This window comes from Blautia sp. NSJ-175 (genome assembly GCF_022867815.1).
Lineage (GTDB): Bacteria > Bacillota > Clostridia > Lachnospirales > Lachnospiraceae > Blautia > Blautia celeris.
Genome location: NZ_JALIFQ010000041.1, coordinates 1 through 25,048 on the forward strand (window position 1 = coordinate 1; position 25,048 = coordinate 25,048).

The window sequence follows — 25,048 nt, forward strand, 5'->3', positions numbered from 1 at the left end:
CCATTCATAATGAGCCAGCCAGCGTCCTTGTTTTCCTCTGCCAATCGTCTTAACTTGTTTTCTCCGATACGGAAATACTTTGACGCTTCTTCAATGGTAAGGGTGTATTTTTCCCATACAGGAATATCGTTGTTATTCATCAGATACCCCCTTTCCCATGTTTCGTGTCATACTGGATATAGGGGATAAGGTCGGTGCGGTCTATCCTCTGTAAGTGGGCGGTTAGTTTGCTGGAAAGGGAATTGCTGTATCTTGCCTTATCAAGCATAGTTCCCACTTTTTCCAGTCCACCTAATGCGTCATGTTCTTCTAAGAAGTAAAAACTTTTGACAGCGGAAATCACACCACCCTCTGTGAGCCATTGCTGTGTTTCTTCAAGAGAATTATGTAGTTTCGGTACTTGCAGTTTCAAGACTTCCACAGCCCCTAAAAAGCGTTCCCAAAACCGACACGTTTTCCATCTGCTCTTATTACTTTCATTTCTGTTTGGCACGACAAAGCGTAAGTTGTTTGCCAATAGCCCGAAAGCCAGTTCCCCAAGTTCCAGCGGTCTGTCTTTGAATGTCATGGCAAAAGCATGAGCCTTATCATCACGCAGTTGCATTTCTGTCCGTTTCCAACTGCCGACTTCATCAAGTGTCTTATTATGTTTTGAACAGACTTCCTTATCTTTATCATAAAAGCGGTAGGACAATCCCGATTTACCAGCACCGATATAAACAGTCTTTGCGGTGTCGAAATCATCAAACTTGCTTTCGTCAAAGTGGTAGCCCTCACTATTCGAGATAAATTCCTCTTTTTCGCATTTCTTCTTTATCTGCTCTATGGTAAAGAATGGCTTTTCGTTCTTATCATCAATGGCAATATCAAGTCTTGTGAAATGGAAATTATCCAGTCCGTATCTTCGCTCACAGCGTCGGAACATATCCCCAAAGGTATAATTCCTACTGTCGAGAATACGGAAAATATCATCACAACCTCTGCCAGTCATAACAAGATAACAGCCTAGTCCCTGTGGGTTGTCCTCTGTCTTTCTTGCGTCCCCCGATACATAAATATCTCCAATCTGCCAGCGTGCTTGATAAGTCTTGAATTTTATCGTTGCTGGATAAACATTGAAAATGTCAGTCGGTAAACCTAAAATGTGCATGATTACATCTTCAGCGGTTGCAGTTTCAAATACAATGCTGATGTAATCAATCTTAACGGATAAATTTTTGTGTGTAGTTATAGTGCATTTCTCCTTTCGTATGCCCCGTTTTTTTGCGGGGTAAAAATTGTGTTTTTTCCTTTATTTATCACAGTTTCTAGGTACTATGACATGTATACGCAGGGCGGTGTTACATATACGCCCTTTACGAACGCCTAAAGGCGTTCCCTTTCTTCCTGTGTCTGCCCCGTTCTTAACGCTCACGAGCCTTGTAAGGCTCGTGGCTAAACGGAACAGCCCCAGTCAGAAACCTTATTTTAGGTCTGATAGTCCATGCTTATTCATGCTATCAAAGCGAAAATATATATTTTCTATGCTTATTCAAGCGTGTGATTGACCCTAGCGTGCTTAATCACTCTATCCGATACGATAATAACGCCATTAGAATTACTTGTCAAGAAGTTTTTGTTGACTTTTTGATGTATATTAAGTATGATATGCTTATAAATACCAAGAAAAGCAATGAAAGGAGTGTTTATACTAAGTCATGGAGCATTACGAAAAGAAAATCAGTTTCTTAGGAGAGAACATACAGACCATAAGAAAACACAGAGGAATGAAACAACAGGAACTTGCGGACAAAATCGGTATCAATATGCAGAGCCTTTCCAAGATTGAACGTGGCGTGAATTATCCTACCTTTGATACGCTGGAAAAGATAATGGACGTGTTGGGTATAACACCGAATGAATTATTGTCGGGGAAATGGAAATATGTCAGTCAAGCCGAAAAGGAAGTCTGCCAGTTTCTAAGAGCAGAAGAACGATTAAATGCAGAATTGAAACACGGACATTATGACAACTTCTTTGACAGCGAAGAAGAATGGCTGGAATATGAGTTAGAAAAGTTAAGGGAGTATATTACCGATTATATTAACGGAAAGAGCATTGAAGCGTCAGACCTTTACCAAATCAAAGAATTTATCCAGCATTTGAAATTCCAAAAACTACTAGACCGCTATGATGATTTATACAGTATGGATATGTTTGGGGAAAGCACAGAGGGACATAAGTATAAAACTCCTTATCAAGTTGTGAAACGAATAAACCCGAATTCAAAAGAAGATATGGAACTTTTACGGGAAGTATTGAGGAATAATTATTTTGATGATGAGAACGAGTAATCTTTTTCCTCTTGTTAGAAGATACCGCAAATAAAAAGCCCAGTAAAGAGTGCAAGCACCACCAATGGTGGCAAAGCTCTTGACAGGGCTTTTTCTTTTCTGTGTTGGGAAATCAAGAGGAAGAAAGAAGAAATGTGCATTTTTAACAGAGAAAAATGGTACGGGCATGATGATTTTTATTGTAGCGGATATATGGAACTGTTATAATATTGAATATGAATAAAACGACAAACGAGAATTTGAGGAGGAATCATAGGAATGAAATGTTATCATGCAGAGGTCATTAACCTGAGTTTGAAAGATAAAACAATGATAAAGAAATATCCTGTTCTTAAATGCAAAAATCGCTTTTTAGGATTGTGTAAAATTTATACGATTTCAATATCCGAAAATGATATTGAAGATACAGTAAAAGCATTTCAAAAAAACATGAGTACATCATTGAAAAAAGAATGGTATATTACATTTCATACATCAGAAAATGTAATTGTAGTTTTTCGGGAAAAAATCTTTGCTTTGTCGGGGAAAGGGATTATACCTGTATACCAGAAATGTATTGATACATCTCATGCGGAAGATAAGCAGAAGTGGGATGAAATGATAACATATGCAAAATCGTTAGGAATCCCGGATGAGCAGTGTGATTTTTTACCAGAGGATTTTACTAATCAAGACTACTGACAATTTCATATCCATACACACAAAGCAGTTAGTCTTAGGATTGACTGCTTGTTCTTACCAAAATTCCAGTTTTACAATTTCATATCCATACACAAAAAACAGTTAGTCTTAGGATTGACTGCTTTTAATATAGTTTTTATCGTCATATCAAGGCTCATTCAATCGTGGTAAGTTCGTGGTAAAATGAGTGCTTTTCTATACTTTAAAATACTTGAAAGTATAGTGTTTATGCGGATAATCAGAAATCAGATATAAAATTTAAAATAATAATTGCAGTTAGTTGTTATATTTGCTATAATTGTTCTGATAAAAGAAAATGAGGATGATAGAATATGAATGTTGGTATTATAGCGCACAACAGTAAAAAACCTCTGATTGAAGATTTTTGTATTGCTTATAAGAATATTCTGGCAAAACACCAGGTCTATGCCACCGGAACCACAGGCAGAAGGATTGAAGAAGTGACCAATCTGCATGTGCATAAATTCCTTCCGGGAAGCATGGGCGGCGATAAGCAGTTTACGGAGATGATAGAACGCGGTGATATAGATATGGTGATCTTTTTCTATAACCCGGCTATGATCGATCAGAAAGAACCGGATGTCTACCAGATATCACGGTGCTGTGACCAGTACAATATCCCTATCGCTACAAACATCGCTACAGCAGAATCCCTGATACTGGGACTTGACCAGGGGGATCTGGACTGGCGTATGAATAAGTAGAGAAAAGGAATTACAACAAGATGAGAGTGATTGCAGGAAGTGCAAAGAGTATGCCCCTCAAGACAATCCCCGGTACGGACACCCGGCCGACCACCGACAGAATCAAGGAAACGCTGTTCAATATGCTGCAGCCGTATCTGTGTGACTGCCGGTTCCTGGATATATTTTCAGGCAGCGGTGCCATCGGGATTGAAGCATTGAGCAGAGGGGCATATTCGTGTGTCTTTATAGAAAAAAATAAAAAAGCGGCAGAGTGTATCCGGGAAAATCTGAAATTTACCCGGCTTGCTGACAGCGCAGAACTTTACTGCCAGGACGTATTTTCCGCCCTGGGTGTTCTGGAGGGCAGTGAGCCCTTCGGCTGTATTTTCATGGACCCTCCCTATAACAGGGAACTGGAAAAACAGGTGCTTTCGGTGCTTTCCAAAGCATCCTATGTGGATGAGGACACCCTGATTGTGGTGGAAGCCTCCTTAGAGACACCTTTTGATTATCTGGAAGAGTATGGCTTCACAATGGTAAAAGACAAGAGATACAAGACGAACCGGCACATTTTCCTGAGAAAGGCATGAGATACGAGCAATGGTGAGAGCAATTTATCCGGGCAGTTTTGACCCGGCAACTTTTGGACATCTGGACGTGATAAGGAGAGCAGCGGAACTTTTTGATGAGGTAATTGTTGGAGTTTTGATGAATTCTGAAAAAAGTCCGTTGTTTTCTGTGGAAGAACGTGTTAATATATTAAAGAAAGTGACGGCAGATATCCCGAACCTGAAGATAACATCCTTTTCAGGCTTGTCGGTGAATTTTGCCAGAAGCTGTGATGCCAAGGTGATTATCCGCGGTCTGCGGGCAATTACCGATTTTGAATATGAACTGCAGATGGCGCAGACCAACCGGGTGCTTGCCAGAGATGTGGATACCATGTTTCTGACTACCAGCCTGGAGTACGCTTATCTGAGTTCCACCACTGTAAAAGAAGCCGCCTATTTCGGCGCGGATATTTCCAAGTTCGCTCCGGAATACGTCGTTGAAAAAGTGAGAGAGAAATTCGCACAGAAGGAAAAAAAGTAAGAATACAATAAGGAGAATGATTATGAGTAGCAGAATTGAACAGATTATCGAAGAAATTGAAGAATATGTAGAGAGCTGCAAATATCAGCCATTGTCCACCACGAAAATCGTAGTGAACAAGGAAGAATTAGAAGAACTGCTTCGTGAACTGCGTATGAAGACTCCGGATGAAATCAAGAGATACCAGAAGATCATCAGCAATAAGGATGCCATCCTGGCTGATGCCCAGGCTAAGGCAGACGCTATCATCGCTGAGACAAAAGTGCAGGTACAGGAGATGGTAAAAGAGTCTGAGGTGATGCAGCAGGCATACGCGCAGGCCAATGAGACTGTGAATACTGCTAACCGTCAGGCACAGGATATCATTGACGCGGCAACAAACGATGCCAACAATCTGCGCCTCAGTGCAATTTCCTATACCGATGAAATGATGGCTAACATGGGTCAGATCATGGCGAATACTCTTGAGGATGCCGGTTCCAAATACAATGAGTTCGTACGTTCCCTGCAGGCTTCTCTGGATGTGATCAACAGAAACAGAAGCGAACTGCAGCCTCAGTTAGGAGGCGTTGCGCCGGTACAGGAGGCTGCACCGGAGACTGAGGGCGTTTCCCTGGATGATGATGATTTAGATGATTTCGACGAATAAGAATGCCAGAAGGCCTGTGAGCAGAAAGTTTGTAAGCTTTGCCCATACATAAGGCCCGAAGGACAGGTCTGTTCCCGCAAGCATGGACTTTGTCTGGGCTGCAACGCAGATGCCGCCGAAGGCGGTGATCCCCAGCAGCATGGGGTATAAAAAAGTAAGACTCCAGCCGGTGCCTGCCAGGGCAGTGATTCCGGTGGTCATTTCCGTGACACCGCACATGACATACATAACCGGCCCGAGAGGTGTAAATACTTTTTTGATGACACCCTGGAAGACAGAAAAGAGGATGATATATCCTCCCAGTTTTGTGATGGACTCAAATCCGTTCATAATAGAGGTATCCAGAATTTCTCCCAGTGGGGATTGGATGGATATCTCTTTTTCATTTCCTGCCGGGGGGCAGGTGTCAGCGGCAATGGCGCTGTGGTCTGCTTTCTTTCGGAAGAGAAGACAGCACAGGTAGTTGGCAAGATAAATGATACAGTAGGTGGGAAGGATCAGTGCTTTCTGTCCCAGCGCCTGCAGGCAGACATAGGAGGAGAGAAAGGACGGGCCAGGGTGATTGGCAAAGGTGAGAAGGTATTCTGCCTCTTTTTTGGAAATCCTGTTTTCCCGGTAGAGGTCAGCCGTCACCTTGGCGCCCATGGGATAGCCGCAGACAAATCCCAGAAGCAGTGCGTAGGCGCCGTCACAGGTAAGGGCAAAAAAGCGGTGCCACAGGCCTGACGGTATGCGGATCCATTTTTTCAGCAGGTCGGTCCGGATCAGCAGGTTTGAAATGATCATGAAGGGCAGCAGAGAAGGCAGCAGGGTTTCAAACCACAGCATCAGGCCGGAAGCTGCACAGGTAAATGAGGTGTCCGGGAATAGGAGGAGAAAGGATAGCATAATTAGGAAAGGGAGTAGGAATAGAAAACGTTTCATAGAGGGAGCTCCTGGGTTTTTTAAAATTATATGCGGGGGTATGAGGATGAATGCGGACGGAAGTGTATGGGAGGAGGGCAGGGGAGGGATTTCCTGTGAACGAAGCGTTCCGCTGCCGGGGAGCTAACCTGCTCCCATTTACTAAATTCATCGGCAATGGCCTCTTCATTAAGTAACTGGGGTAGGTGGATCTCCCCGGCGCTCCACTGAGACATCGTTCACAGGAATTCCCTCCCCTGCCCTCCTCCCATACACTTCCTGGTTTTCACAGGCCGCGGGATGTGTTTTGAAGGACTTACAGCGTATGTAAGTGATTTTTTTAATGTTTTTTATTAATTTAAAAAGTTTATATGTTTTAGACTTCCGGAGAAAAGGAGCAGGGGTGGCGGGGGGAAGCTGTCTGTGTCAGCGAGGCTAAGTGGAGGAGGCTGTGAGATCCACCGATTACGGAGACTTAGGCGCGAAGCCTCTGCTGAGCGTCTTAGCCGCAGTTATCGGTTAGCTCACTGCTTCCGGAACCTCGAGCGGACACAGACAGCTTCCCCCCGCCGCCCCGTCCGTGAGCCACCAAACTAAAACAGGTAAAAATCCCCCATCCCCTTGCCAAGCGGGGGAGAATGTGACAAAATAGAAGACAGCAGAGGAATAAAATTACAGGAGGAATCAATATGTCAGTATTAGAAAATCTGAAACCGGAAAGAGTGTTCCATTATTTTGAGGAGATCACAAAAATTCCTCATGGTTCCGGCAATACACAGCAGATCAGTGATTATCTTGCGGCTTTCGCCAAAGAACACAGCCTTCGCTATATACAGGATGAGAGAGGGAATGTGATCATTTTTAAGGATGCAGCCAGTGGATATGAGAATGCACCGGGAGTGATTCTGCAGGGGCATGTGGATATGGTGTGCGAGAAGCTTCCGGGCAGTACACATGATTTTACGAAGGATCCGCTCACACTTTTTGTGGAGGGCGATATTATACATGCGGACGGTACGACTCTGGGCGGGGATGACGGCATTGCCGTGGCCTATGAGCTGGCCATTCTGGAGGATGATAAACTGCAGCATCCGGCCATTGAGGCTGTGTTTACCGTGGATGAGGAAATCGGACTTCTGGGCGCATCCGCACTGGATACTGCCCCGTTAAAGGGAAAATACCTGATCAATCTGGACTCCGAGGAGGAGGGAATCCTCTGGGCAGGCTGTGCAGGCGGTATGACTAGTATCAGCGAGCTGCCTGTTAATTATCAGGAGAGGACAGGAATCCGCTATGATATCAAGGTGGATGGACTTCTGGGAGGGCATTCCGGAGCGGAGATTGATAAGATCCGGGCAAATGCCACACTGCTTCTGGCCAGATTTCTCCACGAATTCAGAGAGTTCGGAGAGTTTGGGCTGATTTCTTTGAGCGGCGGACAAAAGGACAATGCCATTCCGCGCCAGGCAGAGGCATCCGTGCTGACAGAACAGGAAGACGGGGAAAAGCTGGTGAGCTATGCGGCAGAGTTTACACAGATGCTGAGAAAAGAGTATACAGGTACAGATGAGGGTATCACAGTGACGGCTGTATGCCGGGGTGAGCAGACGGAACAGGTGCTTCATCCTGTAAGCCAGGAAAAAGTAATCTTCTTCCTTATGAATTATCCCAATGGTATTCAGAAAATGTGCGGTTTCATTGACGGGCTTGTGGAGACTTCCTGCAATGTGGGGGTTACAAGACTGGAAAGTGAGTGCCTGGCCTGCTCCACCAGCGTGAGAAGCTCCGCAGGTTCTGCCAAGAAGGCGCTGGCAGGAAAGATTCAGTACCTGACTGAATTTCTGGGAGGTGAGTACCATGTGGAAGGAGATTATCCGTCATGGGAGTACCGCCAGGATTCTGTCCTGCGTCCGCTGATGGTACAGGTATATAAAGAAATGTATAAGGAGGAGCCTGCTGTCCAGGTGATTCATGCAGGTCTGGAATGCGGTCTGTTCTATGAGAAGATCCCGGGGCTTGACTGTATCTCCATCGGACCGAATATGAAGGATATCCATACTTCTGAGGAGACACTTTCCATCTCCTCCACAGCAAGGGTCTATGAGTATCTGCTGGAAGTATTGAAAAGATTGAAATAATAGAAAGCACGCTCTGCGAATTTTCTATTGTCATAAATAATTGGAATAATTTCCCCTGTCTGTTCATAAAATGATATGTACGGGTAAGAGCCGATCTTTACAGGCTCTGGTACAGGCACAGCCGAATTTTATGTCAGATGGGGGAATTTTTGTGCGGAAATGGATACTGTTTTTTCTGATTTTGGTGTTTGCGGATGTTTTTGCCATCAGTTCCCTGAAAGAACATGTTTCCCTGGATATCCTGCGTGAGGCCGGTATTCCTGTGGAGGAGATGGAGAACGCGGGAATGTCTCCAAGAGAAATGCGGCTATATCTGCCTTTCTGGCAGGATATGGAGTATTTTCCCCTTGCGGTCCGCCCTCAGGAAAGGGAAGATCCGTTTTCCTTTACGGATACCTGGATGGAGGAGCGGAATTATGGAGGAAAGCGGAAACATGAAGGCTGCGACATTTTCGGTAAAGCAATGCTTTCCGGGTATTACCCTGTCATCAGCATCACGGACGGAACCGTGGAGAAAGTGGGATGGCTCCCTTTGGGCGGCTGGAGGATTGGAATCCGAAGTCCGAAAGGCGGCTATTTTTACTATGCCCATCTGAACGGTTACGGCAGAGAATTTTTGGAGGGGGAAGCTGTGAAGGCGGGAGAGCTTCTGGGATTTTTAGGTGACAGCGGATATGGTGAGGAGGGGACCTGCGGAAAGTTTGCACCCCATTTACATATGGGATTATACACAAGATACGGTCAGGATGAGGAATATGCCCTGAACCCGTACCCTGTGCTTGTATACCTGAAGGATCATACAAAGGAGATAAGTTACTGAATTTCTATGGTGAGAGTTATAGAAATATGCTATACTTAAAATACCTTACGCGAAAACCGGGCCGTTATAGGGAAAACAAAGCGCGCGGCTCCGGATACCCACTTGGGCACCCCGCAGATTGTGCCGCAGCAGACGCGGCAATGATAAGGGATAGAAAAACAGGCGCACTGGTAAGGAGTAATGTCTTATGGAGATACATTTATGGCGTGAACTGCTGATTCCGTATGAACTTGCTGTCAAAGAGCTGGTTATTAAATTCAACCATCTGAAGAAGGAGCACAAAGAAAAGGACCTGTACTCCCCCATTGAACAAGTCAGCGGAAGAGTCAAAACGATCAACAGTATTCTGGAAAAAATGCAGAGAAAAAATATATCCTGGGCAGACCTGGAGGAGAAGGTGGAAGATATTGCCGGCATCCGGGTGATCTGCCAGTTTTATGAAGATATTGAAAAAGTGGCAGAGATTATAAGAAAGCGCCGGGATATGCAGGTGGTGGAGGAGAAGGATTATCTCACACACATGAAGGAGAGCGGCTACAGAAGCTATCATATGATCGTTCTGTATCATGTGGAGACTCTGGATGGCCCGAAAGACATCAGGGCTGAGATCCAGATTCGGACACTTGCCATGAATTTTTGGGCTACCATCGAACATTCCCTGCAATATAAGTATAAGGGAAATATGCCGCCTCACTTAAAGGCGCGGTTAAATCATGCAGCCCAGTCCATACTGCTTCTGGACGAGGAAATGTCTTCTGTCCGGAATGAGGTTATGGATGCCCAGAATTCCATGCTGCACCAGTCTAATCTGGTGTCAGGGATTCTGAATAATATTGAGAATCTATACCACTATTCCAACAAGAGGGAAGTGGCAAAAATACAGGATGAGTTTTACCGGATTTATGAGACTAAGGATTTATCCAGACTGGAACGGTTCCACCGGGAGCTGGATATTATCGCTGAGGGCTATCGGGCCCAGGCAGTAGCTACAGAAGAAATTATGTAAAAAGGACGAGACAATGAATCTGCCGAGTGATTATGAACAAGAGATGAAAGAATTGCTGGGCACGGAGCTGAAGGCCTATAAAAAGAGCCTTGACCTGCCGGTCATGCAGGGACTCCGTGTCAACACAGCAAAGATTACCTGCGAAGAATTTGAAGCCATCACCCCCTTTTCCATGGAGAAAATCCCCTGGATACCAAACGGGTATTTTCTGAAGGAGGAGGAGCGGGCATCCAGGCATCCGTATTATTTTGCCGGATTGTATTATCTGCAGGAGCCAAGCGCCATGACACCGGCCAGCAGGCTTCCTGTAGAACCGGGAGACTGCGTACTGGATCTGTGCGCTGCTCCGGGCGGTAAAGCCACGGAGCTGGGCGGACGGCTTATGGGAGAAGGAATGCTTCTGGCCAACGACATCAGCAGCAGCCGGGCAAAGGCTCTGCTTAAGAATCTGGAGATGGCAGGCATTCCCAATGTCTATGTGACAAGCGAGGACCCGGAGGTTCTGGAGCGGAATTTTACAGGCTTTTTTGACAAAGTACTCATAGACGCTCCCTGTTCCGGGGAGGGAATGTTCCACCGGGAACCCAGAATGATGGAATACTGGAAGGAGAGAGGACCTGAGGCCTATGTGCCTGTACAGAAAAAGCTCATCCTCCAGGGTGCCCGCATGCTGCGCGGGGGAGGAATGCTTTTGTATTCCACCTGCACATTTTCAAGGAAAGAGGACGAGGAAGTGATTGAATATCTGCTGCAGGAGATGCCGGATATGCGTCTGAAGGAAATCCTTCCCTATGAAGGATTTGCAAAAGGCGCCGGACTTGAAAAATGTGTCAGGATCTTCCCTCACAGAATGCCGGGCGAAGGACATTTTCTGGCGCTGCTTGAAAAAAGCGGAGAGGACAGCAGACCGGGGCAGGAAAATCTGCGGACCGGGAAAAGAAAAGCACCCAAGCTGCCGGACTGTGCGGAGGAGTTCTTATCGCTTCTGTCATATCCCATAGACAGGGAGAACTTAAAACTGGACAGGGACAGACTTTACCTGCTCCCGGGCAGGGTGGAAGTGCCGAAGCTGCGCTTCCTGCGCACAGGACTCTATCTGGGTGATGTGAAGAAAAACAGATTTGAGCCTTCACAGGCACTGGCCATGGCTTTAAAGCCGGAGGAATTTGTCTCCTGTATCCGGCTGGAGCCTGAGGATGTGCGCACAGTCAAATATCTGAAAGGGGAAACTCTGGATGTATCGGATCTGCCGGTGGAAAAGCAGAAGGGATGGCAGCTTATATGTGTCAGGGACTATCCTCTGGGATTCGGCAAGCTGGCAGGCGGAATCCTGAAAAATAAATACTATGCCGGATGGAGATGGCAGTAATGGGAAAGATTCGATTAGATAAATATCTGGCGGATATGGGCCTTGGTACCAGAAGTGAGGTAAAGAAGCTTCTGAAAGCCAAACAGGTCACCATAAACGGTGAGACCGCCACAAAGCCGGAGCTGAAAGTGGACCCGGAGACAGATGAGATTTTGTCTTCCGGAGAGCGCGTAGTATATGAAGATTTTGAGTATTATATGCTCAATAAACCCCAGGGCGTGGTCTCTGCTACAGAGGACAGCAGGGACAAAACCGTGCTGGACTGCATACCTTCCAAAAAGAGGAAAGATCTGTTTCCCGTAGGCAGGCTTGACAGGGATACAGAGGGGCTGCTTCTTATCACCAATGACGGGGCGCTGGCTCACAGGCTGCTCTCCCCGAAAAAGCATGTGGACAAGACATATTTTGTGCGCCTGAGGGACGAACTTTCCGAGGAAGACTGCAAAAAGCTGTGTGAAGGTGTGGACATCGGTGAAAAAAATCTTACCATGCCTGCAGAGATCACAGAGTATGAGCCGGAGGGCAGACAGTGCTTCATCACCATCAGAGAAGGGAAATTCCACCAGGTGAAGCGAATGTTTGCAGCCGTGGGCAATGAGGTGTTATACTTAAAAAGGCTTTCCATGGGAAGCCTTATTTTGGATGAAACGTTACAACCCGGACAATACCGGAAACTTTCAGAGGAAGAGATAGAAAGGTTAAAAAACAATGCTTGAAAATATCAATGCAGTATTATTTGATTTGGATGGAACCCTGGTGGATTCCATGTGGATGTGGAAGGCTGTGGACGAGGAATTTCTGGCCATGAAAGGGCTGGAAGTGCCGGAGAACCTGGAAGAGTTCCAGCAGGAGCTGGAGGGAATGGGGTTCACGGAGACCGCGGCATATTTTAAAGAACGCTTTGCCCTTCCGGATTCCCTGGAAGCCATCAAAAGTACCTGGGTGACCATGGCAGAACACAAATACTGCCATGAGATTCCCCTGAAGAAAGGGGCGCGTGAGTTTTTGGGCTATTTAAAAGAGCGAAAAATTCCTGCGGCCATCTGTTCCAGCAACAGTATCGAGCTGATCCGGATGGTGCTGAAAGCCCATTCCATAGAAGAATACTTTACGGACATTACCACCTGCTGTGACGTGCCGGCAGGCAAACCGGCCCCGGATGTGTACTTGAAGACAGCGGCGGGCTTACATAAAAAGCCGGAGGAGTGTCTTGTGTTTGAGGATGTCCCCATGGGAATCCTGGCCGGGAAAAATGCCGGTATGAAGGTCTGTGCCGTGGAGGACGCCTTCAGTGCACAGCAGGCAGATAAGAAGAAAGATTTGGCAGATTATTATATTGATGATTATTTTCAGGTGATGAATCACACATATGAGGTGCTTTTATGACAACGGGATTTTTGCCGGTGACAAGGCAGGAGATGGAACAGAGGGGAATCACACAGCCGGATTTTGTTTATGTGAGCGGGGATGCCTATGTGGACCACCCCTCTTTCGGTACGGCTATCATTACCAGGCTTCTGGAATCTTACGGATACAGTGTGGGGATCATTGCACAGCCTGACTGGAAAGATGAGAAAAGCATCACTGTGTTCGGAGAACCGCGTCTGGCCTTTCTTGTGTCGGCAGGCAATATGGATTCCATGGTGAATCACTATACCGTATCAAAAAAGCACCGGAGTACAGACGCCTATTCTCCCGGAGGGAAAATGGGGCTTCGCCCTGACCGGACAGTCATTGTGTACGGCAATCTGATCCGCAGGATTTATAAACACACACCCATGATCATCGGCGGTATTGAAGCATCCCTCAGAAGATTTGCCCATTACGACTATTGGTCTGACTCCCTGAAGCGCTCCGTGCTTCTGGACAGCGGGGCAGATATGATCTCCTACGGTATGGGGGAGAAGAGTATCCTTGCCATTGCCAGAGCTTTGAATGAGGGGATGTCCATCCGTGATATCCATGATATACCCGGTACGGTATATCGTACTATGGAACTGCCGGGAGGCGTGATCCTGCCCTCCTATGAGGAGCTTTGCAGGGACAAGAAAGCCTATGCCGAGAGTTTCCGTATCCAGTATGAGAATATGGACCCTTTTACCGGAAAGGTTTTGGCAGAACCATATGAAAAACAGGGGTATCTGGTGCAGAACCCGCCCTCCAAACCACTCACAACACAGGAGATGGATGAGGTGTATGGTCTGCCTTACACCCGTACCTATCATCCCATGTATGAGAAAATGGGGAAGATACCAGCAATTGAAGAAATCAAATTCAGCCTCACCAGCAACCGGGGATGTTTCGGAGGCTGTAATTTCTGCGCCCTTACCTTTCATCAGGGAAGGATCGTACAGGTAAGAAGCCACGCATCCATTCTGGATGAGGCTGTCATGTGTACAGAGGAGAAAGATTTTAAGGGGTATATCCACGATGTGGGCGGTCCTACCGCGGATTTCCGCCAGCCAGCCTGCAAAAAGCAGATGACAAAGGGTGTCTGCAAAAACCGTCAGTGCCTGTATCCGAAACCATGCAAAAATCTGGAGGCAGATCACAGGGACTACCTGGAGCTTCTGGCAAAACTCCGGGAGATTCCAGGGGTGAAGAAAGTTTTCATCCGTTCCGGGATCCGCTTTGATTATGTGGAGGCAGACAAGGACAGGGAATTTCTGGAGAAGCTTGCGCAGTATCATGTGAGCGGCCAGCTTCGGGTGGCGCCGGAGCACGTTTCCGACCAGGTGCTTACCTATATGGGCAAGCCGGAACATGCGGTGTATGAAAAATTTCTGAAAGATTTTGAAAAGGCCAATGCGCGCACCGGTAAAAAACAGTATGCAGTGCCATATTTCATGTCTTCCCATCCGGGATGCACCATGAAGGAGGCTGTCAAGCTTGCGGAATATGTGCGTGATATGGGATTTACGCCGGAACAGGTGCAGGATTTCTACCCCACACCCTCCACTATGTCCACCTGTATGTATTATACCGGCCTGGACCCGAGAACCATGGAGCCGGTATATATACCGAAAAATCCCCATGAAAAAGCCATGCAGCGGGCCCTCATCCAGTATAAGAACCCCGCGAACCGGGAACTTGTAAAAGAGGCCCTTATAACGGCGGGAAGGACTGACCTGATTGGGACAAACAGAAAATGTCTTATCCGTACAGGAAATGGCAGTGATACAAAGAGGAAGGAAGCCGAACGCGGCAGCAAAATGAAAGACCGCAGAAATACACAGAAAAAGAAAACCATAAGAAATATCCACAAAAAGAAGAGTAGGTGATCGTTTGAAAATAGCAGTCATAACCGGTGCTTCCTCAGGTATGGGGAAAGAGTTTGTGCGCCAGATCGCCAGCCATTACGGCTGGCTGGATGAGATCTGGGCCATTGCCAGAAGAAGTGAGGCTCTGGAAGAACTTGGAAAGGAAATCGGTATCAAGGTCCGTGTGATTCCCATGGATATTACGGATCCCAAAAGCATCGGAAAGCTGAAAGAAATGCTGAGGGAATACAAACCCTATGTAAAATATCTGGTAAATGCAGCGGGCTGCGGAGTGCACAGGAGTGTGGAGGTAACCTCAGCCGGGGACTGTGCCGGAATGATAGATCTGAACTGCAGGGCCCTGACGGAGATTACCAGGCTTTTTCTGCCGTATATGAGGCAGAAGAGCCATATTGTCATGGTGGCATCCGCTGCCGCTTTTATCCCCCAGCCGGAATTTGCCGTGTACGCGGCCACAAAAGCGTATGTCCTCAGCTTTTCCCGGGCTCTTTTCCGGGAGCTGCGCGGCTACATTGCGGTGACGATTGTCTGCCCCGGGCCGGTAGATACGGAATTTCTCGAGCATATCGGTGGAAAGAAACGCATGCTTTCCTATAAGCGCAGATTTATTGCCCGCCCGGAGGCAGTGGTAAACCAGGCGATTTTGGATGCAGCGAGAAAAAAAGAAATCTCCATTTATGGATTTTCTATGAAATGTTTTTTTATCCTTTGCAAAATTGTTCCACATAGGGTATTATTAAAAATTGTAGAAGTTATTTCTAAATGACAGTTACTATTCACAGCCCTGCAAAAAGTGCAGTTCTGTGAACAGTAACACGCTTCGCGATGCACACACAATGCAATAAATTGCATTGTGGTGCTGGCCAACTCGGGATTTTGCTTCGCAAAACACCTCCCGGAACATTGGCCGTGAATAGTTACAAATGACATACAATGACACAAATGAGGAGACGGATTTTCAATGGAAAAAAAGAAGAAAATCAGAAAAGGTGATTTCGGATATATCTCTTCCCAGAAGAAAAAGAGAACGATGTATACCATTCTGGCCTTTATAGCCCCGCTTACAGTTTTTTTTACCGGTCTTATCATCAAGGGAAACAGAAATACGGTTTTTACGGTAGTGGCTGTTGTGGCCTGTCTGCCTGCCTGTAAATTTGCAGTGGGCATGATCATGATGTTTATGCAGAAACCAATGTCCGAGAAGGATTACCGGCAGATTGAAAAGCACAGACATGGCCTGGCTCTGGGATATGAGCTGGTGATATCTGCCTATGAAAAACAGACCTTTCTGGACTCAGTGGCTGTATGCGGCAATACGGTGGTGGGATATACCAGCCGTGAAAAATCCGACATACCTTTTGTGGAGAAGCATATTCAGTCCATCCTCAGACAGAATGGATACTATGTGAATGTAAAGATTTTCCGGAAACTGCCGGATTATTTAAACCGTCTGGAATCCATGTGGGAGCATCATGAATCCCTGGAAAAGGATATCCGTTTTACACCGGATGAGAAATATCCGGATTTGACCAGAAATGAACTGATCCTGCATACTATTTACGCGATTTCTCTCTAGAGCCTGTTTGAAAATTCATTCCGACAATCTGCACGCCCCACTTTGCGGGAGATTTGCCCCCAATTCAGTCAGCGTAGCCCGCTACGCCTCCTTCATCGGGGTCAAATCTCCCACAAACTGTGACGCACAGCTTGCCGAAAGCAATTTTCAAACACGCTCTAGAATACCGCGAAACAAGGCTTACAGACAGGAGGAATACATGAGAGAACTGACAGTCAAAGCAGGGGAGAGCGGGCAGCGTCTGGATAAATATCTTGCAAAATATCTGAAAGAGGCACCGAAAAGCTTCCTATATAAAATGCTCCGAAAGAAGAACATTACTCTGAACGGCAGAAAGGCTGACGGCAGTGAGAAGCTGCAGGCAGAGGACTGTGTCCGTCTTTTTCTGGCGGAGGAGACACTGGAAAAATTTATGGGAGCTCAGACAGAGGCTCATACCTGCTCTTTGGATGTTATCTATGAGGATGACCATGTGTTGTTTATCAACAAACCTGTGGGAATGCTGTCCCAGAAGGCGGATAAGAAAGACATATCCCTGGTGGAATATCTGACAGGATATCTGCTGGAAAAGGGTGCACTGACAAGAGAAGATCTGCTGACTTTTCATCCGTCTGTCTGCAACCGTCTGGACCGCAACACCAGCGGCATTGTGGCAGCGGGCAAAACCATGGCCGGCCTGCAGACATTGTCCGGGGCATTTAAGGACAGAAGCCTGCACAAATATTATCTTGCGCTTGCGGCAGGGCGCGTGGAGCATCCGTCCTATATAAAAGGTTATCTGTGGAAGAATGAGCGGACCAATAAAGTCACTGTGACAAGGGAACCGAAAAAGGATGCCCTCCCTATTGAGACACGTATGCGGCCTCTGTCTTATTCCGGGACAGGAGACTGCACGCTGTTGGAGGTGGAGCTTCTGACAGGGCGTACCCATCAGATCAGAAGTCACCTGGCAAGCATTGGGCATCCCATCATTGGAGACGCAAAATACGGCAGCAGAGAAGTCAACGAAGCGTACAGGAAGAAATACCGGGTTACCTCTCAGCTGCTTCATGCATGGAGGATTGAGATGCCGTCTTTCGAGGGAGAGCTTAGTTACCTGTCGGGACTGAAGCTGACGGCAGAACTGCCTGCGTTATTTAAAAAAGTCATCAAAGGGGAGAAACTGTAATGAGCAAACAATATAACGGGCCCTCCATCATGGAGGAGCTCTGGGAATATATAAAAATGATTATTTTTGTGGTTGTTGTGGTTTTCATCGTCAACAATGTGCTTTTGATCAATGCCAAGATTCCGTCAGAATCCATGGAAGACACGATCATGACGGGAGACCGGATCTTCGGAAACCGACTGGCATACATAAATAAAGACCCACAGCGTTTTGACATTGTGATTTTCAAATACCCTGACGATGAGACACAGCTTTTCATTAAGCGTGTCATCGGACTGCCCGGGGAGACGGTGGAGATCAGGGACGGAAAGGTATATATCGACGGCGCCGAAACCCCATTGGATGACAGCTTTACACCGGAGCCGCCCCAGGGAAACTGGGGACCGGAGGTGGTTCCGGAGGGCAGCTATTTTATGCTGGGTGACAACAGGAACCGCTCAAAGGATTCCCGCTTCTGGACCAATACCTTTGTGAAAAAAGAAAAAATTCTGGGTAAGGCTGTCCTTCGCTACTTCCCGTCACCGAAGCTGATAAAATAAAGTGCAGGGAAAAATAAAAGAACAGCAGGAAAAGAGACAGCATAGAAGACAGAAGAAAGAGGAGGAATGGAGATGGCGACCTGGAATTCCAGAGGTCTGCGCGGTTCCGCACTGGAGGAGTTTATCAACGAGACCTGCGCGCGCTACAGGGAAAAGAATCTGGCCCTGATACAAAAAGTCCCCACCCCCATTACACCGGTCCGCATAGACAAGGAGAGCCGGCATATTACGCTGGCTTATTTTGAGAAGAAGAGTACAGTGGATTATATCGGCGTGGTTCAGGGAATCCCCATATGTTTTGACGCAAAAGAGTGCAATACAGATAACTTTCCCCTGCAGAATATCCATGCCCATCAGGTGGAATTCATGGGGGATTTTGAGAAACAGCAGGGAATCGCTTTTCTGATCCTTTTTTTCACCCACAGGGATGAACTCTACTATATGCCCTACCGGGAGATGTATCGCTTCTGGATGCGGGGACAGAACGGCGGCAGGAAACATTTTAAGTATGAGGAACTGAACCCGGAATGCTTTTTAAAGAGAAGCAAAAATTTTCTGGTGCCCTTTCTGGAAGGGGTTGCCTGGGATTTGGATAAAAGAGAAATATAAAAAAGTTGTATTTTTTCAACTTATGGTGTATACTGAATGAAAAGTATGTGTCCGTGAAGAAAGAAATTGAAGTATACAGGTAACAGCCCTATCTGTCTTTGATGACAGGTTCGGCTGTTTTTTGTTACATGGGAAAATTCTCCGAACTTCCTGACCGTAAGTGGCTGCGCTTTGGCGTGAAGGTCATATGGGCAGGATTCTATTTTAAGTAATTTGGGGACTGCATGAAGAAAGAGGTAAAATTTGAATAAAACAACAAAAAAACAAAACGACAAGGTTAAAATCATCCCACTTGGGGGACTGGACAAAATCGGTATGAATATTACTGCAGTTGAATATCATGACACGATCATTGTGATCGACTGCGGAATATCCTTTCCGGATGATGAGATGCTGGGTATTGACAAGGTCATTCCCGATGTGTCTTATCTGATTGAGAATAAGGAGAAGGTGAAAGGGTTTGTGATCACCCACGGACATGAAGACCATATCGGTGCGCTGCCCTATATCCTTCCGCAGATCAATGTGCCGGTCTATGCCACCATGCTGACAATGGGACTCATAGAGCATAAGCTGGAGGAAGCAAAACTGCTGAAAAAGACGAAACGCAGAGTAGTGAAACAGGGAGGCCAGATCAATCTTGGCGAGATGCGAATCGAATTTATCAGAACAAACCACAGCATAGCGGGGGCATCCGCTCTGGCAATCCATACACCCGCAGGGATTGTTTTCCACACAGGGGATTTTAAAGTGGATTATACCCCTCTGTTCGGAGAGGCTATTGACCTGCAGAGAATGGGAGCTCTGGGGAAGAAAGGCGTGCTGGCAGTCATGTGCGACAGTACCAATGCCATCCGTCCCGGATTCACTCCGTCTGAGACAAAGGTTGCAAAGACTTTTGATACGCTTTTTGCAGAAAACAAGACAAACAGAATTATTGTGGCCACCTTTGCATCCAATGTGGACCGAGTCCAGCAGATCATGAATACCGCTTATAAATACGGAAGAAAAGTGATCCTGCAGGGCAGAAGTATGGAGACGGTCATCAAGATAGCGGAAGAACTGGGATATGTGACGATTCCTGAAAAAACTCTGATATCCGTAAATGAAATGAACCGTTATCCCGATGAAAAACTGGTATTCATCACAACAGGAAGCCAGGGAGAGGAAATGGCTGCATTGTCGAGAATGGCGGATTCGACACATAAAAAGGTAGTCATCAAACCAAAGGACGCAATCATATTCAGTTCAACTCCCATACCGGGAAATGAGAAAGCTGTCTCTAGAATCGTCAATGAACTGGCAAGGAAAGGCGCAAATGTTATTTTCCAGGACACCCACGTGTCAGGTCATGCCTGTCAGGAGGAAATCAAGCTGATCTATTCCCTGCTGAAGCCCGAATATGCCATTCCGGTGCATGGAGAGTACCGCCATCTCATAGCCGGCGGCAATCTGGCAAAGGAATTGGGGATGGATGATGACCATGTATTTATACTGGAGGCAGGTGACGTGCTGGAACTCTCCGAAGAGACCGGAAAGGTAGTGTCAAAAGTCACCGCAAGAGGTATCTATGTGGACGGCCTGGGCGTGGGAGATGTGGGAAATATCGTACTCAGGGACAGGCAGAGCCTTTCGGAAAACGGTGTCATCATTGTGTCACTGGCTTTGGAGCGGAAAACAGGCAAGCTTATGTCAGGTCCGGATATTATTTCCAGAGGATTTGTCTATGTAAGAGAATCCGAAGAGCTTATGCGCGAACTGAAGAAAGTGGCATCAAAAGCCATTGAAAAATGTGAAAAACAGAATCACAGGGAATGGGGACAGATAAAGACAGAGATCAGAGACAGCCTGGATGATTATTTATGGAAAAAGATCAAGAGAAGTCCTGTTATACTTCCTGTCATTATGGAAGTTTAAAATGTTCCTAAGCCTGGTTGAAGGTTTTTCGGCCCTCCTTTTTGGGGGGCTGTTTTTTATATCGGTCGCAAAGGATATAGAAGTGTGGGCAGCAGATATGATATACTGATCATACAGAAACAGAGTTATGGGCAGGACACATGAGGAACGGTATTTGGCAGGGAAAGGAGATGGTTTTATGTGGAAAAGGGCAGAACTGAAAAGAAGAGGAAGGGAAAAACTAAAGCGGAATTATTGGCCTGCTGTGGCGGTTTCACTGGTTCTCGCTGTCATGATGACAGATATTAGCGGACCGTTTTTGCTCCATGGGAAGAAGTATAACCTGGTGTCGATTCTCTGGACAGACTTCCTGATTCCCTGGAAATTCAGCGGAACTATCATAAAGACGATTATCCGTGATATTCTCTATGTTTTTATTTTTGCCATAATAGAAGTGGGCGGAGCTGCATTTTTTATCAGGAACAGAAAGGAAAAGGCAGGGGCAGGCCTGGTATTTTCCGGCTTTTTTGATGGAAATTATAAGAAGTATATGAAGGGGATGTTCCTGGTGCATCTGGAACTGTTTTTCTGGTATCTGATGCTTCTGGTACCGGGAATCATACAATCCTATGCATTCCGCATGGCCCCTTACATTCTGGCGGAAAACCCGGATGCCGGGTTTGAGGAGATTCTGCATACCAGTGAGGATATGATGCGCGGACAGAAGTGGAGGGCATTTCTTCTGGACTTATCCTTTCTTGGATGGCGGGTACTTACCATTCTGACCTTTGGCGTGCTGGGAATCTTTTTTACAGGAGCATTCATAGAGGCAGTGAATGCGGAGCTGTATGCTGTTCTGAAGGAGGAGCGTATGAGACGGTTAGATGCAGACAGAACTATTTTGGCAGACACAGCACAGGAACTTGACTGACAACTCTGTTATTTTATTTTTTTCTCTGTTATAATGAGACAGCAGATATTGTGGATTTGTGAAAAGAAAACTGGGCTATTAGATATACTGGGGCAGGAGTAGTAAATGAATATATTTATACTCCGGATGAGACACTTAAAGTTTTGAAATTTTCTGAGATGACAGAAGAATGGCTGGATTTTATTGTCAAATGCCGTTCAGGACAAAAACACAGTTATGATATAGTAGAAGGACCTATGGCAAATGATACAATATTTAATTATATTCAGAACTTTATTGATGGAAAAATATCGCGGGCGGCATTCTGGGAACTCGCGAGGTTCAAAAAGCCAACTCATCAAATAAGCTTTCATAGTATCAATGCCCTAACCGCGTTAAAATTTGTGAAAGGATATAATGTTTATGATGAAAAATAACAGTGCATTATTTTTTACCTGTAGTTTAATTGAGTATATCGGCCGTGAACAGAAATTAAGCCGTGATAAAGTGGTCGAATATCTGGGAAAGGATATTATTCAGCGAATATATAGATATTCTGATGTTCTGCACTGTGAACCCATTGAGAAGACAGCAGATGAATATATTAATATAAAATCCATCCCCAAGGGCGATTATGATAATGTCAGTAAATGCAGGTATGATGTACCTGATTACTGGACGATTGGAGAGGTTTATGAGCGGCTTGTGGAAGATATTGCAGAGAGTGATGAAAATGTGATTGAAACACTAATAAAGGTGTATACATCATGGATAACGCCACATCTGTCGAATTATAATTCAGACCTATATTATCAGTCAAGGGAATATATAGCTGAATGCTATAAATCCAATCAGATTTTATAGATGTTCAGACAATCACGGCATCTCATCCCGCCCGTCATGAATAAGAAAACTCTCCAATCCGGCTTTGATAAAAGAATCAATGGTCTTTTGAATCTTCTTCCAGTCTCCACACTGGTTGCGGATCGTCAGTTTATTGATCGTCAGGCATCCGTTCATCTGGAAATAAAATACAGCCTCAGCCTGTTCAAATGTGAGCAGGCTGTGAGACATCAGCCAGGTGACATAGCCTTCCTTATACACATCTGCTATTTTGTCAATGATCCTGGAGGAAATAATATCGTCCAGAAACAGTACCTGATATCTGGGAGTATTGTGTACCTTGTGGCAGAAGGGAAAAGTGCAGTTGGAGGCAGCGCGGCCGGGGCACATGAGATGTTCCTCCAGGCTTTTGGTGTCCTTCAGCATTTCTGTCAGGATATCATCCAATACATCGTCCATATCATAATAGTGCAGATAAAAGGTTCCCCTGTTGATCTCAGCCAGCTTACAGATCTCCGTGACGGTGATTTTTGAAAAGTTTTTTTTCTCCAGCAGGGCAAGGAAGGTATCTTTGATTGCCTGCCGGGTGTATTTGGTGCGGCGGTCTTCTTTTCTTTCTTTGGTCTCCATATGTTTCCTCCTTAAACGATTCATATCAACAATTTTTTTAATCTGTTGATAAAATGAACAGATTGAAAAAATTGATGATTGTAATTTTCATAATTACAATTATAATCAATTATAGAAAGAAATCAACAGGTTGTTCAGAAATTTGGAGGTAAATATATGGGACATGTTATAGCAGTGGCCGGAAAAGGCGGCGTAGGCAAGACAACTCTATGCGGTCTGCTGATTCAGTATTTATGCGAGAGCGGGAAGAAGCCGGTTCTGGCAGTGGACGCAGATGCGAATTCCAATTTAAATGAAGTTCTGGGAGTTGAGACAGAGATTACATTGGGCGAACTGCGTGAGGAAATAGAGCGTGCGGGCATTGACAGCAGATATCAGATTCCTGCAGGTGTGACAAAGCAGGATTATCTGGAAATGAGGCTGGCGGATGCCATCACGGAAGAGGATGATTATGACCTCATGGTAATGGGGCGTACCCAGGGACAGGGATGCTACTGCTTCGTGAATGGCCTGGTGCAGACACAGATACAGAGACTCCAGAGCCATTATCCCTACATTGTGGTGGACAATGAGGCGGGCATGGAGCACATCAGCCGCGGCATTCTGCCCACCATGCAGACAGCCATCCTGGTAAGCGACTGTTCCAGAAGAGGGGTACAGGCGGCAGGGAGAATCGCCCGTCTGGTGGAGGAACTGAATTTCAAACCACAGAAAATGGGACTGATCGTAAACCGTGCGCCGGAGGGCAGATTAGACGCAGGAACCATGGAAGAAATTGAAAAGCAGAACCTGAATCTTTTAGGAGTTGTTCCCCATGATGACATGGTATACCGCTTTGACTGTGACGGAAAGCCGACGATACAGCTTCCGGCAGATTCTCCGGTGCGGGCAGCCCTGAAAGGGATTGTGGAGAAATTAGGGCTGTAAAGGAAAAATAAAATCAGATATAAGGAAGACAGAGAATACAGGGGAGCAGGCAAAACAAAGCCTGCCCCTGTTTTTTTATTTTACCTTGTATCTAACATTTCTGTAAGATTCCCGGAAACGCTGGGAGATAGAAAAAAAATAAGTTATAATGATAGCACCAAACAAGGATCAAAACCGATACACAAGACAGAGAAAAGGAGCAGAATATTATGAAGATCATGATTGTGGAAGACGAATTGTCCCTTGCCAGAGAAATTTGCCTCCTCTGCAGAAAATGGGAGTTTGATACAGAATATATAAGAACTTTTGACCATGTGGATGAGGAGTTCATGCGCATCAAGCCGGATTTTGTTCTTCTGGACATTAATCTGCCTTATCATGACGGCTTTTACTGGTGTGAAAGAATCAGAACCATGTCCAATGTGCCCATCCTTTTTTTATCCAGCCGTGAGTTAAACGCGGATAAGATCATGGCTATGGCATCCGGCGGGGATGATTACATGGAAAAACCCTTTGATTCGGAGCTGCTGCTTGTGAAAATCCGTTCCATGCTGAGGCGTGCCTATGAATACCGGAAAAATGACAGGGAATATCTGACGGACGGAGGATATTATGACAGCGCGGAGGGGATCTTTACCTATGGGGAACAGTCGGTGGAGCTGACCAAGTCGGAGAATAAAATCATGAGTGCCCTGGTAGAATGCAGAGGAAAAGTAGTGGAGAGAGAAAAGCTGATGCAGCATCTATGGAATACGGATGAATTTGTCACGGACGCCTCCCTGACTGTTCTGGTGTCAAGGCTCAGAAGCAAGCTTCGGGATATATCCGGCGGGAAAGAGATCATAGGCACGAAAAAAGACTAACTATTAAAGAAAGTCAATAAATAGTTTCAAAAACAGAGATGTTTTGAGTATAGTGGCGATGACTTATTCATCGCAATCAGTACCTTGAAAATTGCATGACAAATAGAG

26 protein-coding genes and 4 pseudogenes are annotated in these 25,048 nt (G+C 45.9%); 25 read left to right on the forward strand and 5 right to left on the reverse strand.

What is annotated here, in order from left to right; genetic code table 11:
* Together MUB35_RS29430 and MUB35_RS29435 are read right to left on the reverse strand one after the other, a co-directional pair.
* Positions 1-140, reverse strand: a 140-nt coding sequence (locus tag MUB35_RS29430; protein ID WP_195409977.1) for an excisionase, incomplete at its 3' end; no start/stop codon positions are given.
* Complete coding sequence (locus MUB35_RS29435; RefSeq protein WP_330671257.1) at positions 140-1,201, reverse strand: replication initiation factor domain-containing protein; 1,062 nt, start codon at positions 1,199-1,201, stop codon at positions 140-142. The genes MUB35_RS29430 and MUB35_RS29435, both read right to left, overlap by 1 nt.
* A 496-nt stretch (positions 1,202-1,697) precedes the next feature.
* On the opposite strand from MUB35_RS29435, the gene MUB35_RS29440 reads away from it, so the two are divergent.
* The 6 genes and pseudogenes from MUB35_RS29440 to MUB35_RS29465 all read left to right on the forward strand — a co-directional run bounded on the left by MUB35_RS29440 (position 1,698) and on the right by MUB35_RS29465 (position 5,462).
* Positions 1,698-2,333 carry a helix-turn-helix domain-containing protein gene (locus MUB35_RS29440; protein ID WP_244807325.1) on the forward strand — a complete coding sequence of 212 codons (636 nt, stop codon included), beginning with the start codon at positions 1,698-1,700 and terminating at the stop codon, positions 2,331-2,333.
* 258 nt (positions 2,334-2,591) lie between these two features.
* Positions 2,592-3,014, forward strand: coding sequence for a hypothetical protein (locus MUB35_RS29445; RefSeq protein ID WP_244807326.1), 423 nt, complete (start codon positions 2,592-2,594; stop codon positions 3,012-3,014).
* Between the two features lie 332 nt (positions 3,015-3,346).
* Positions 3,347-3,739: a methylglyoxal synthase gene (locus MUB35_RS29450; protein ID WP_033141729.1), complete on the forward strand. Its 393-nt coding sequence runs from the start codon at positions 3,347-3,349 to the stop codon at positions 3,737-3,739.
* Positions 3,740-3,753: 14 nt separating this feature from the next.
* Positions 3,754-4,311 (forward strand): annotated as a pseudogene (rsmD, locus tag MUB35_RS29455) (16S rRNA (guanine(966)-N(2))-methyltransferase RsmD); the annotation flags it as partial.
* A 10-nt stretch (positions 4,312-4,321) separates the two neighbouring features.
* A complete protein-coding gene (gene coaD, locus MUB35_RS29460) occupies positions 4,322-4,813 on the forward strand; it encodes a pantetheine-phosphate adenylyltransferase (protein WP_033141727.1) in 492 nt (163 codons plus the stop codon).
* Positions 4,814-4,835: 22 nt separating this feature from the next.
* On the forward strand, positions 4,836-5,462 hold the full coding sequence (locus MUB35_RS29465) for a hypothetical protein (RefSeq protein ID WP_033141726.1): 627 nt from the start codon (positions 4,836-4,838) through the stop codon (positions 5,460-5,462).
* Here the strand turns inward: MUB35_RS29465 and MUB35_RS29470 are convergent.
* On the reverse strand, positions 5,442-6,386 hold the full coding sequence (locus tag MUB35_RS29470) for a sporulation protein (RefSeq protein WP_033141725.1): 945 nt from the start codon (positions 6,384-6,386) through the stop codon (positions 5,442-5,444). The two genes, MUB35_RS29465 and MUB35_RS29470, sit on opposite strands and share 21 nt — an antisense overlap.
* A gap of 668 nt (positions 6,387-7,054) precedes the next feature.
* Between MUB35_RS29470 and MUB35_RS29475 the strand changes: the two genes are divergently transcribed.
* The 9 genes from MUB35_RS29475 to MUB35_RS29515 all read left to right on the forward strand — a co-directional run bounded on the left by MUB35_RS29475 (position 7,055) and on the right by MUB35_RS29515 (position 16,555).
* Complete coding sequence (locus MUB35_RS29475; RefSeq protein ID WP_054351298.1) at positions 7,055-8,503, forward strand: aminoacyl-histidine dipeptidase; 1,449 nt, start codon at positions 7,055-7,057, stop codon at positions 8,501-8,503.
* 151 nt (positions 8,504-8,654) lie between these two features.
* Positions 8,655-9,323 (forward strand): M23 family metallopeptidase, encoded by a 669-nt coding sequence (locus MUB35_RS29480; RefSeq protein ID WP_244807327.1) that lies wholly within the window; start codon positions 8,655-8,657, stop codon positions 9,321-9,323.
* Positions 9,324-9,510: 187 nt separating this feature from the next.
* Positions 9,511-10,329, forward strand: a complete 819-nt coding sequence (locus MUB35_RS29485; protein WP_033139453.1) for a GTP pyrophosphokinase — start codon at positions 9,511-9,513, stop codon at positions 10,327-10,329.
* A gap of 13 nt (positions 10,330-10,342) precedes the next feature.
* Positions 10,343-11,698 (forward strand): RsmF rRNA methyltransferase first C-terminal domain-containing protein, encoded by a 1,356-nt coding sequence (locus MUB35_RS29490; protein ID WP_244807328.1) that lies wholly within the window; start codon positions 10,343-10,345, stop codon positions 11,696-11,698.
* Positions 11,698-12,414 carry a pseudouridine synthase gene (locus MUB35_RS29495; protein WP_148392718.1) on the forward strand — a complete coding sequence of 239 codons (717 nt, stop codon included), beginning with the start codon at positions 11,698-11,700 and terminating at the stop codon, positions 12,412-12,414. Before MUB35_RS29490 ends, MUB35_RS29495 begins: the two co-directional genes overlap by 1 nt.
* Positions 12,407-13,084 carry an HAD family hydrolase gene (locus MUB35_RS29500; RefSeq protein WP_033139456.1) on the forward strand — a complete coding sequence of 226 codons (678 nt, stop codon included), beginning with the start codon at positions 12,407-12,409 and terminating at the stop codon, positions 13,082-13,084. The genes MUB35_RS29495 and MUB35_RS29500 overlap by 8 nt, the downstream gene beginning before the upstream one ends.
* A complete protein-coding gene (locus MUB35_RS29505; protein WP_244807329.1) occupies positions 13,081-14,979 on the forward strand; it encodes a YgiQ family radical SAM protein in 1,899 nt (632 codons plus the stop codon). Before MUB35_RS29500 ends, MUB35_RS29505 begins: the two co-directional genes overlap by 4 nt.
* A 4-nt stretch (positions 14,980-14,983) precedes the next feature.
* Entirely contained in the window at positions 14,984-15,745 is a 762-nt protein-coding gene (locus MUB35_RS29510; RefSeq protein ID WP_255786350.1) for an SDR family NAD(P)-dependent oxidoreductase, read from the forward strand.
* A 195-nt stretch (positions 15,746-15,940) separates the two neighbouring features.
* The gene (locus MUB35_RS29515) at positions 15,941-16,555 is read left to right on the forward strand and encodes a hypothetical protein (RefSeq protein WP_033139459.1); all 615 of its coding nucleotides are present in this window, start codon (positions 15,941-15,943) and stop codon (positions 16,553-16,555) included.
* Here the strand turns inward: MUB35_RS29515 and MUB35_RS30965 are convergent.
* Positions 16,533-16,646: pseudogene (locus tag MUB35_RS30965) on the reverse strand (DUF6783 domain-containing protein); the annotation flags it as partial. The gene MUB35_RS29515 and the pseudogene MUB35_RS30965 overlap by 23 nt on opposite strands.
* On the opposite strand from MUB35_RS30965, the pseudogene MUB35_RS31100 reads away from it, so the two are divergent.
* The 8 genes and pseudogenes from MUB35_RS31100 to MUB35_RS29550 form a co-directional block, all read left to right on the forward strand.
* Positions 16,623-16,673: pseudogene (locus tag MUB35_RS31100) on the forward strand (hypothetical protein); the annotation flags it as partial. The pseudogenes MUB35_RS30965 and MUB35_RS31100 sit on opposite strands and share 24 nt — an antisense overlap.
* Before the next feature lie 81 nt (positions 16,674-16,754).
* Entirely contained in the window at positions 16,755-17,723 is a 969-nt protein-coding gene (locus MUB35_RS29520) for an RluA family pseudouridine synthase (protein ID WP_244807330.1), read from the forward strand.
* On the forward strand, positions 17,723-18,262 hold the full coding sequence (lepB, locus tag MUB35_RS29525) for a signal peptidase I (RefSeq protein WP_033139461.1): 540 nt from the start codon (positions 17,723-17,725) through the stop codon (positions 18,260-18,262). Before MUB35_RS29520 ends, lepB begins: the two co-directional genes overlap by 1 nt.
* A 72-nt stretch (positions 18,263-18,334) precedes the next feature.
* Entirely contained in the window at positions 18,335-18,871 is a 537-nt protein-coding gene (locus MUB35_RS29530; RefSeq protein WP_033139462.1) for a Holliday junction resolvase RecU, read from the forward strand.
* A 243-nt stretch (positions 18,872-19,114) separates the two neighbouring features.
* Positions 19,115-20,788 (forward strand): ribonuclease J, encoded by a 1,674-nt coding sequence (locus MUB35_RS29535; protein ID WP_033139463.1) that lies wholly within the window; start codon positions 19,115-19,117, stop codon positions 20,786-20,788.
* Between the two features lie 178 nt (positions 20,789-20,966).
* Positions 20,967-21,698, forward strand: coding sequence for a DUF975 family protein (locus MUB35_RS29540; protein ID WP_244807331.1), 732 nt, complete (start codon positions 20,967-20,969; stop codon positions 21,696-21,698).
* Positions 21,699-21,763: 65 nt separating this feature from the next.
* A pseudogene (locus MUB35_RS29545) lies at positions 21,764-22,114 on the forward strand (DUF3990 domain-containing protein); the annotation flags it as partial.
* Positions 22,101-22,541, forward strand: a complete 441-nt coding sequence (locus MUB35_RS29550; protein WP_207708210.1) for a hypothetical protein — start codon at positions 22,101-22,103, stop codon at positions 22,539-22,541. The pseudogene MUB35_RS29545 and the gene MUB35_RS29550, both read left to right, overlap by 14 nt.
* Positions 22,542-22,553: 12 nt before the next feature.
* Here the strand turns inward: MUB35_RS29550 and MUB35_RS29555 are convergent, their stop codons facing one another.
* Entirely contained in the window at positions 22,554-23,150 is a 597-nt protein-coding gene (locus MUB35_RS29555; protein ID WP_033139464.1) for a TetR/AcrR family transcriptional regulator, read from the reverse strand.
* Between the two features lie 156 nt (positions 23,151-23,306).
* Between MUB35_RS29555 and MUB35_RS29560 the strand changes: the two genes are divergently transcribed.
* Both MUB35_RS29560 and MUB35_RS29565 read left to right on the forward strand, forming a co-directional pair.
* On the forward strand, positions 23,307-24,077 hold the full coding sequence (locus MUB35_RS29560; protein ID WP_148392712.1) for an ATP-binding protein: 771 nt from the start codon (positions 23,307-23,309) through the stop codon (positions 24,075-24,077).
* A 209-nt stretch (positions 24,078-24,286) separates the two neighbouring features.
* The gene (locus MUB35_RS29565; RefSeq protein WP_244807332.1) at positions 24,287-24,940 is read left to right on the forward strand and encodes a response regulator transcription factor; all 654 of its coding nucleotides are present in this window, start codon (positions 24,287-24,289) and stop codon (positions 24,938-24,940) included.
* The last annotated feature ends 108 nt before the right edge of the window (positions 24,941-25,048 follow it).

Coding starts and splice junctions, on each gene's coding strand:
- MUB35_RS29440 (WP_244807325.1), top strand. CDS start 1,698: ATGGAGCATTACGAAAAGAAAATCAGTTTCTTAGGAGAGAACATACAG.
- MUB35_RS29445 (WP_244807326.1), top strand. CDS start 2,592: ATGAAATGTTATCATGCAGAGGTCATTAACCTGAGTTTGAAAGATAAA.
- MUB35_RS29450 (WP_033141729.1), top strand. CDS start 3,347: ATGAATGTTGGTATTATAGCGCACAACAGTAAAAAACCTCTGATTGAA.
- coaD (WP_033141727.1), top strand. CDS start 4,322: ATGGTGAGAGCAATTTATCCGGGCAGTTTTGACCCGGCAACTTTTGGA.
- MUB35_RS29465 (WP_033141726.1), top strand. CDS start 4,836: ATGAGTAGCAGAATTGAACAGATTATCGAAGAAATTGAAGAATATGTA.
- MUB35_RS29470 (WP_033141725.1), bottom strand. CDS start 6,386: ATGAAACGTTTTCTATTCCTACTCCCTTTCCTAATTATGCTATCCTTT.
- MUB35_RS29475 (WP_054351298.1), top strand. CDS start 7,055: ATGTCAGTATTAGAAAATCTGAAACCGGAAAGAGTGTTCCATTATTTT.
- MUB35_RS29485 (WP_033139453.1), top strand. CDS start 9,511: ATGGAGATACATTTATGGCGTGAACTGCTGATTCCGTATGAACTTGCT.
- MUB35_RS29490 (WP_244807328.1), top strand. CDS start 10,343: ATGAATCTGCCGAGTGATTATGAACAAGAGATGAAAGAATTGCTGGGC.
- MUB35_RS29495 (WP_148392718.1), top strand. CDS start 11,698: ATGGGAAAGATTCGATTAGATAAATATCTGGCGGATATGGGCCTTGGT.
- MUB35_RS29500 (WP_033139456.1), top strand. CDS start 12,407: ATGCTTGAAAATATCAATGCAGTATTATTTGATTTGGATGGAACCCTG.
- MUB35_RS29505 (WP_244807329.1), top strand. CDS start 13,081: ATGACAACGGGATTTTTGCCGGTGACAAGGCAGGAGATGGAACAGAGG.
- MUB35_RS29515 (WP_033139459.1), top strand. CDS start 15,941: ATGGAAAAAAAGAAGAAAATCAGAAAAGGTGATTTCGGATATATCTCT.
- MUB35_RS29520 (WP_244807330.1), top strand. CDS start 16,755: ATGAGAGAACTGACAGTCAAAGCAGGGGAGAGCGGGCAGCGTCTGGAT.
- lepB (WP_033139461.1), top strand. CDS start 17,723: ATGAGCAAACAATATAACGGGCCCTCCATCATGGAGGAGCTCTGGGAA.
- MUB35_RS29530 (WP_033139462.1), top strand. CDS start 18,335: ATGGCGACCTGGAATTCCAGAGGTCTGCGCGGTTCCGCACTGGAGGAG.
- MUB35_RS29540 (WP_244807331.1), top strand. CDS start 20,967: ATGTGGAAAAGGGCAGAACTGAAAAGAAGAGGAAGGGAAAAACTAAAG.
- MUB35_RS29550 (WP_207708210.1), top strand. CDS start 22,101: ATGATGAAAAATAACAGTGCATTATTTTTTACCTGTAGTTTAATTGAG.
- MUB35_RS29555 (WP_033139464.1), bottom strand. CDS start 23,150: ATGGAGACCAAAGAAAGAAAAGAAGACCGCCGCACCAAATACACCCGG.
- MUB35_RS29560 (WP_148392712.1), top strand. CDS start 23,307: ATGGGACATGTTATAGCAGTGGCCGGAAAAGGCGGCGTAGGCAAGACA.
- MUB35_RS29565 (WP_244807332.1), top strand. CDS start 24,287: ATGAAGATCATGATTGTGGAAGACGAATTGTCCCTTGCCAGAGAAATT.